Source organism: Bradyrhizobium sp., from assembly GCF_019242285.1.
Classification (GTDB): Bacteria; Pseudomonadota; Alphaproteobacteria; order Rhizobiales; family Xanthobacteraceae; genus Bradyrhizobium.
The window spans coordinates 1-7,337 of record NZ_JAFAVV010000378.1; the positions used below are offsets into that span (position 1 = coordinate 1).

A 7,337-nucleotide genomic window follows, 5' to 3' on the forward strand; every position below is an offset into this window, starting at 1 on the left:
CTGCTCCTTGAGCGCGGCGGTGATCTCTGCAGTGAATCGGCCCGGGCAGATCTCCTGGGTCGACTTCAAAAGATATTTTGCCGCGTAATCGAAATTGCCCTCGCCCGGAATGATCTCGATCGGCGGCAATGAGATGAGCGAGCCGTCGGTGCGCTCCAAAACGCCGCAGGTCGCCTCGACGCCGGCGATGTAGGGCTCGATCACATATTCTTCGTGCTTGGCCGCATTGCGGACCGCGACGAGATCCTGCCTGGCATTGACGAAGATCAGGCCGTAGCTCGACCCGTCATGGGTCGGCTTGGCAATCAGTCGGCCATATTCGGCGAATGCCTGCTCGATGTCCGCCAGCGCGATTCCCGGCGGCGGCTTGACGCCGCCGATCGCGGCGAAGCGCTTGGCGGCGACCTTGTCGAAGGCGAGATGCGACGAGGCCGAGCCGGAGCCGGTGAAGGGGATGCGGCGCCTCTCGCACATCGCCTGCAGTTCGCCGTTCTCCGCCCGTCCGCCATGCAGGCCGAGCACCAGCAGCCGCTCCTCGGTGCGTGCGCGATCCAATGCCTGCTCGATCGAGCCGCCGACCCGTGCGCCGTCCGGCCTGAAATCCCGCTCGAACGGCCGCTCATGAGCAAGCAGCGTGGCGGCCCTGCATTCATGGACGCTGTCATCGGCGGCCCAGAACCACAGCTCGGCCTCCGGCAGCGCCTCGCATAGCGCCTGCGCCGAGGCGGCCGACACCAGCCGCTCCTTGTTGGTCCCACCGAACAGAATCGTGATCTTCATGATGCTGGCTCGATTCCGATGCGCTTGATTTCCCAATGCAGCTCAATTCCGCTCTGCCGTTTCACCCGCTCGCGCACGGTCTCGCCCAGCGTCTCGATGTCGTGCGCGGTCGCCTCGCCCGTGTTGATCAGGAAATTGCAGTGCATCTGCGACACCTGGGCGCCGCCGACGCGCAGGCCGCGGCAGCCGGCGGCGTCGATCAGCTGCCACGCGCTGTGGCCGGGCGGATTCTTGAAGGTCGAGCCGCCGGTCTTCTCGCGGATCGGCTGCGCGGTCTCGCGATGCTGCTGCACCTCCTCCATCCGCACGCGGATCGCCTCGGGCGAAGCGGAGCGCCCGCGAAAGCGTGCCGCGGTGAAGATGATTGCAGGATCGACGCCGGCGGCGCGATAGCCAAATTTCATGTCGGCGTTGGTGAAGACATGCCGATTGCCGTTCCGATCGATGCCGGTCGCCTCGACCAGCACATCCTTGGTCTCCCCGCCATTGGCACCGGCGTTCATGCGCAGCGCGCCGCCGATGGTGCCGGGAATGCCGAAATAAAACTCCAGCCCCGCGAGGTTTGCGGCCGCCGCCGCCTCCGCCACGCGCTTGTCGAGCGCGGCTGCACCCGCGCTGACGATGTCACCGGCGACGCTCACCTCACCGAAGGCGCGCGGCGACAGGCGGATCACCACGCCCGGCAGCCCGCCGTCGCGCACGATCAGGTTGGAGCCGACACCGACGACATGGACCGGAATCGCGTCCGGCAGGTGCTTCAGGAAATAGGCGAGATCATCCTCATCCGCCGGCGTGAACAGCGCCTGCGCGCGCCCGCCGACCCGGAACCAGGTCAGCGGCGCGAGACTTTCGTTGGCCAGCAGCCGCCCGCGCAAGCCAGGCATCGCGGCCTTCAGTTCGGGCGTGAGGTCGGGGAAGCTCATGCTGTCGCCACGCGGCGATGAAGGTCATGGCAACGCCACGGCGCACTCTCTCCATTCCCTCCCCCCTCGTGTCCGCCGAAGCCTTGGCGAAGGCGGATGCGGGGGAGGGGCAGGGAGGGGGGTAGCCACGGGCGCCGGTGTTCGTGGCTACCCCCCTCTCCAACTCTCCCCCGCATCCGCCTTCGCCAAGGCTTCGGCGGACACGAGGGGGGAGAGGGCAGAGCGGAGCGCGACGCCAGTCTGGTGCCAGACATGCTCACTCCAGCGCCTTCAGTTCGCCGGGCAAGGCATAGGCCCATTGCGTGATGTTGCCGGCGCCGAGACAGACCACGAGGTCGCCGGCATGGGCGATATCCTTGACGATGCCGGCAAGGTCGGCCGGCGTCATCAGCGGAACCACCTGGCGATGGCCATGTGCGCGCAGGCCGAGCACGAAATGCTCGCGGTCGATGCCTGCGATCGGCGCCTCGCCGGCCGGATAGACGTCGGCGACGATCACGGCGTCCGCATCGTTGAAGCAGGTGCAGAACTCCTCGAACAGCGATTGCAGGCGCGTGTAGCGATGCGGCTGCACCACGGCGATGACCCGGCCGTTGCGAGAGTCCCGCGCGGCCTTCAGCACCGCGGCGATCTCCACCGGATGGTGGCCGTAATCGTCGATCACGGTGACGCCGTTCCATTCACCGGTACGGGTGAAGCGTCGCTTGACCCCGCCGAAGCCCGCAAGCGCCTTGCGGATCGCCCCGTCCGACAGTCCCAGTTCGCGCGCGACCGCGATCGCGGCCGTGGCGTTGAGCGCGTTGTGCCGGCCCGGCATCGGCAGCGCGATGTCGTCGGTCTCATGGACGTCGCCGGTCCGGCGATCGCGGAACGCGACCTTGAAGCGCGACGCTTCGCCCATCTGGACGAGATCGACCAGCCGCACGTCGGCCTGCGGGTTCTCGCCATAGGTGATGATGCGGCGGTCCTCGATCCGCCCGACCAGGCCCTGCACCACGGGATGGTCGATGCACATCACGGCGAAGCCGTAGAACGGCACGTTCTCGACGAACTGGCGGAAGGCCTCCTGGATCGCCTCGAAGGTCTTGAAGTGGTCGAGATGCTCGGGATCGATGTTGGTTACGATCACGACGTCGGCCGGCAGCTTCAGGAAGGTGCCGTCGCTCTCGTCGGCCTCGACCACCATCCAGTCGCCACCGCCCATGCGCGCATTGGAGCCATAGGCATTGATGATGCCGCCATTGATCACGGTCGGATCGAGCCCGCCGGCATCGAGCAGGGTCGCGACCATCGTGGTCGTGGTGGTCTTGCCGTGGGTGCCGGCGATCGCAACGCAGCTCTTCAGCCGCATCAATTCGGCCAGCATCTCGGCGCGCCGCACCACGGGAATGCGCTGCGCGCGCGCCGCCAGCAATTCCGGATTGTCGCGCTTGATCGCGGTCGAGACCACGACCACCTCGGCGCCGCCGATGTTCTCGGCCTTATGCCCGACGAAGACTTTCACGCCCTTGTCGCGCAGGCGCGCGAGATTGCCGCTCTCGGAGGCGTCCGATCCCTGCACGGCATAGCCGAGATTGCTCAGGACCTCGGCGATGCCGCTCATGCCGATCCCGCCGATCCCGATGAAGTGGATGGGTCCGATCTCGCGCGGCAGTCTCATGGGGGCTCTCGCTGGTTCCCGCGCCGTCCGGAAGGTTCCGGAGGGGCGAATCACCGGCACTTCATGCAAGACGTGAACGACCGGGACAAGCCCGGCGGTGGCTTCAGAACGCTGAAAAATCCAGGGTTTGTGGTCATTCCGGGGCGATGCGAAGCATCGAACCCGGAATCTCGAGATTCCGGATCAGCCCGCTGATACGGCCTGTCCGGAATGACCGGTGTCGATACCGGCGGTCTTCACCACCAGATCCGCCAGCCGCTCGGCGGCGTCGAGCCGGCCCGCGCCGCGGGCGGCCTGAGCCATCGCGGCGAGTCGCGATGGCTCGCCTGCGAGCGCGGAGATTTCGGAGGCCAGCCGGTCCGGCGTGAAATCGGCCTGCGCGATGCGCAACGCGCCACCCACCTGCGCCAGCACGCCGGCGTTGGCGAACTGGTCCTGGTCGATCGCGCCGGGCAGCGGCACCAGGATGGAGGGACGGCCGATGGCGGCAAGCTCGGCCACGGTGCCGGCGCCGGAGCGCGAGACCACGAGATGGTTCGACGCCAGCCGTGCCGGCAGGTCGGTGAAGAACGGCGCAAGCTCGTACGTGATCCTCACGCGATCATACACTGCGCGGACCCGCGCCATGTCCTCCTGCCGGACCTGCTGGGTGAGCACCAGCCGGTTCCACAGCGCCGGCTCCAGCCGTTCGATCGCGCCGGGTACGATGTCGCTCATCACCCGCGCGCCCTGGCTGCCGCCAACCACGAGCAGGCGGAATGGGCCGGTGGTCTCCGGCGCCACATAGGCCGTCGTGGCGGCAGCCAGGATCGCCGGCCGCATCGGCGTGCCGACGGTGGTGGCCTTGGCGGCGAGCGACGGATCACGGTCGAGCACGCCGGGCAGCGAAGTCGCAATGGCGTTCACATGACGTGACAGGAAACGGTTGGCGCGGCCGAGCACCGCATTGGCGTCGTGAACGATGCCGGGAATGCCGAGCAGCCGCGCGGCCATCAGGGGCGGCAGCGTCGGATAACCGCCGAAGCCGACGACGGCAACAGGCTTCAGCCGGCGCATCAACCGAACCGCCATGGCGGTGCCGGCGGCGAGCGTCAGGCCGGTGCGGGCAAGCTGCAACGGCGAGCGGCCGCGCATGGTCTCGCTCGGCACCACGTCGATCATGTCCTTGGAGAACAGGCCACTGTAGCGCAGCGCGCGGGCATCGGTGACGAGCCGCACCCGCAAGCCGCGCTTGATCAGTTCGACGCCGAGCGCCTCGGCGGGAAACAGATGACCGCCGGTGCCGCCGGCGGCGAGCAGGATGAGAGGGGCATTGTCCATGCCCCTGACATAGCCGACGCCGCGCCGCGCGTCATTACCAGCACGGCGGATTTCAGGCGTAGCCCTGCGCCGCCTGGGCGTCGTTGATCGATTCGACCTCGCTCTTTGGGCGCAGCCGCGTCAGCGCCAGCATCATGCCGACGCCATAGGCGAGCGAGACGATCGACGAGCCGCCATAGGAGATGAACGGCAAGGTCATGCCCTTGGCGGGGATCAATTGCAGATTGACCGACATGTTGATCGCCGCCTGCACCCCGAACATGATGGCAAGGCCGGACGCTGCGAAGCGAGCGAACATGTCCTCGGTGGCGTAGGCGCGCGACAGCGCGCGGATCACGATGAAGGCGAACAGCAGGAGCAGCGCCAGGCACAGCACGATGCCGAACTCCTCGGCGGCGACCGCGAACACGAAATCGGTGTGGCTGTCCGGCAGGTTGCGCTTGGCGATGCCTTCACCCGGCCCGAGCCCGAACCAGCCGCCATTGTAGAAGGCTTCCATCGCGGTATCGACCTGGAAGGTGTCGCCGGAGGCCGGGTTCATGAAGCGCTGGATGCGGCCGGCCACATGCGGCACCAGGAGGTAGGCGGCGAACAGGCCGGTCGCGGCGGCGCCGGCCAGGCCCGCCACCCAGATCATCCGCATGCCCGCGATGAAGAACAGCGAGCCCCATACCATCAGGCTCAGCATGGTCTGGCCGAAATCCGGCTCCAACACCAGGAGCGAGACCAGCATCAGCAGCAGCACCAGCGCCATCGAGGTCGCCGGCATCTCCGGCCGCCGCGCCGATTCCGCGAACAGCCATGCCGCGAGCACCACGAAAGCCGGCTTGGCGGCCTCGGAGGCCTGGATGTTGAGGCCCAGCAGGGTGATCCAGCGCCGCGAGCCCTTGACCTCCGGGCCGACCAGCAGCGTCGCCACGATCAGGATGATCGCGATCGCGAACACGATCAGCGCGCTGCGGCGGATATGGCGCGGCGACAGGAACGAGACGCCGAGCAACACGATCAGCGACGGCAGCAGGAACATCACGTGATGATGGAAGAAGTGGAAGGCGTCGAGCCCGATCCGGGTCGCGACCGGCGGGCTCGCCGCCAGCGACAGGATGATCCCGCTCAGCATCAGCGCGATGATGGCGCCGAGCATCGGGCGGTCGACGGTCCACCACCATTCCGACAGCAGCGTGCGTTCTTCGCGGGAGATCATCGGCGGCCCCAAAGCGCGTCCGCCCGGCGGGCGAACACCCATTGGTCGCCGATGATGGTTTCCGAAGGGTTAACGGATTCGGTATCTCAAATCTGAAGGTCGAACTTCCGCGCTATATCGATGTGACCGGAGTGGCCGCCGCCGGTCGATGGCGTTGAGCGTCGTCATGTCAGGCCAGCCTGCCGGCGGCCTTTTCCAGGATCGCCCAGGATTCGTCACCGAAGCGCCTCTTCCACTCGGCGTAGGACCCGGCCTTGCGCAACGTCTCCTGGAACGGTCCCGGATCGGTCGCGTTGACGGCCATTCCCTTCTGCTTCAGCGATTCGGCGAGATCGGCATTGAGCTTCGTCACCGCATCGCGCTGGCGCTGGGCGATGTCGTTGAACCCATCCGAGACGATCTTCTTGACGCCGTCCGGAATGCCCTCCCACGAACGGTTGCTGGTGACGATCCATGAACCGTCCCAGACATGGTTCGTCAGAGAGCAGACCTTCTGCACCTCGTAGAATTTCGTCGTATCCGCGACGACGAGCGGATTCTCCTGCCCGTCCACTACGCCGGTCTGCAGAGCCGTATAGACTTCGGCGAGATTGATGCTGGTCGGCGCCGCCCCCAGTGCCTTGAAGAGCGAGATATAGACCTGGCTCACGGGTACGCGGATCTTGAAGCCGATCAGGTCGGCCGGGCCGTTGATGACCGTCCTGCTGGTTGTGATCTCGCGAAATCCGTTGTTCCAGATGCGCTCGAATGCATGGAGCCCGGCCTTCTCGAAGCCGGCGCGGATATGGGCGCCAAGCTCGCCGTCCATCGCCGGCCAGACAGCGTCGATATCGCGGAATGCGAAGCCCATGCCACTCATGGACGCGACCGGCACCAGCGTCGCGAAGATCAGGCCGCCGGTGCTGAAGAAGTCGATGGCGCCCGAGCGGACCTGGCCGAGCATGTCACTGTCGCCGCCGAGTTGGCTGTTCGGGAACACGCTGATCTCGATGCGCCCGCCACTGTCCTGCTTGATCTTCTGCGCCGCCTCGAGCGCGAAGACGTGGACGGGATGGTTTGCGGGGAAGCCGTGGCCGAACTTCCAGGCATATTCGGCGGCGAGGGCTCGCGAGACGAACGGGTGGGCGAGGCTGCCGATACCGATGCCGGTCGTCGCTAATCCGGCGACCACGGCTCTGCGCGTAAACATCATGAGACATTCTCCCTGGACATGCTTGTCGGTTCTTGTGGTTGGGACGGCTCAACGTCGCGGGGGGCGCCGTCCATGATAGGCGTCGTCGGCAAGCCGGCGCACGGCGTCCCAAGTAACGGGTGCCGGATTCATGCCGTCGTCGGTCTCGATCGTGATGTCGGCGACGCGGTCGAGATCGTTCTCCCGGAGGCCAACTGCTTGCAGATTGTTCGGCAGCCCCGACGCGCACAGCAGGTCGAACAGGGTCGCACCCAAATC

The 7,337-nt window shown here is 66.7% G+C and carries 6 protein-coding genes and 1 pseudogene; all 7 read right to left on the minus strand.

Annotated features, from left to right (window positions below; all coding sequences use genetic code 11):
• Positions 1–780, minus strand: a 780-nt coding sequence (locus tag JOY90_RS14685) for a D-alanine--D-alanine ligase (RefSeq protein WP_291691841.1), incomplete at its 3' end; no start/stop codon positions are given.
• Positions 777–1,703, minus strand: coding sequence for a UDP-N-acetylmuramate dehydrogenase (murB, locus tag JOY90_RS14690; protein WP_291691842.1), 927 nt, complete (start codon positions 1,701–1,703; stop codon positions 777–779). The genes murB and JOY90_RS14685, both read right to left, overlap by 4 nt.
• A gap of 256 nt (positions 1,704–1,959) precedes the next feature.
• Complete coding sequence (gene murC, locus JOY90_RS14695; protein WP_291691843.1) at positions 1,960–3,363, minus strand: UDP-N-acetylmuramate--L-alanine ligase; 1,404 nt, start codon at positions 3,361–3,363, stop codon at positions 1,960–1,962.
• A gap of 183 nt (positions 3,364–3,546) precedes the next feature.
• On the minus strand, positions 3,547–4,683 hold the full coding sequence (gene murG / locus JOY90_RS14700) for an undecaprenyldiphospho-muramoylpentapeptide beta-N-acetylglucosaminyltransferase (protein ID WP_291691844.1): 1,137 nt from the start codon (positions 4,681–4,683) through the stop codon (positions 3,547–3,549).
• Positions 4,684–4,735: 52 nt separating this feature from the next.
• Complete coding sequence (locus JOY90_RS14705) at positions 4,736–5,887, minus strand: FtsW/RodA/SpoVE family cell cycle protein (protein ID WP_291691845.1); 1,152 nt, start codon at positions 5,885–5,887, stop codon at positions 4,736–4,738.
• Positions 5,888–6,056: 169 nt separating this feature from the next.
• Positions 6,057–7,079: a TRAP transporter substrate-binding protein gene (locus JOY90_RS14710; RefSeq protein ID WP_291691846.1), complete on the minus strand. Its 1,023-nt coding sequence runs from the start codon at positions 7,077–7,079 to the stop codon at positions 6,057–6,059.
• Between the two features lie 48 nt (positions 7,080–7,127).
• A pseudogene (locus JOY90_RS14715) lies at positions 7,128–7,337 on the minus strand (maleylacetate reductase); the annotation flags it as partial.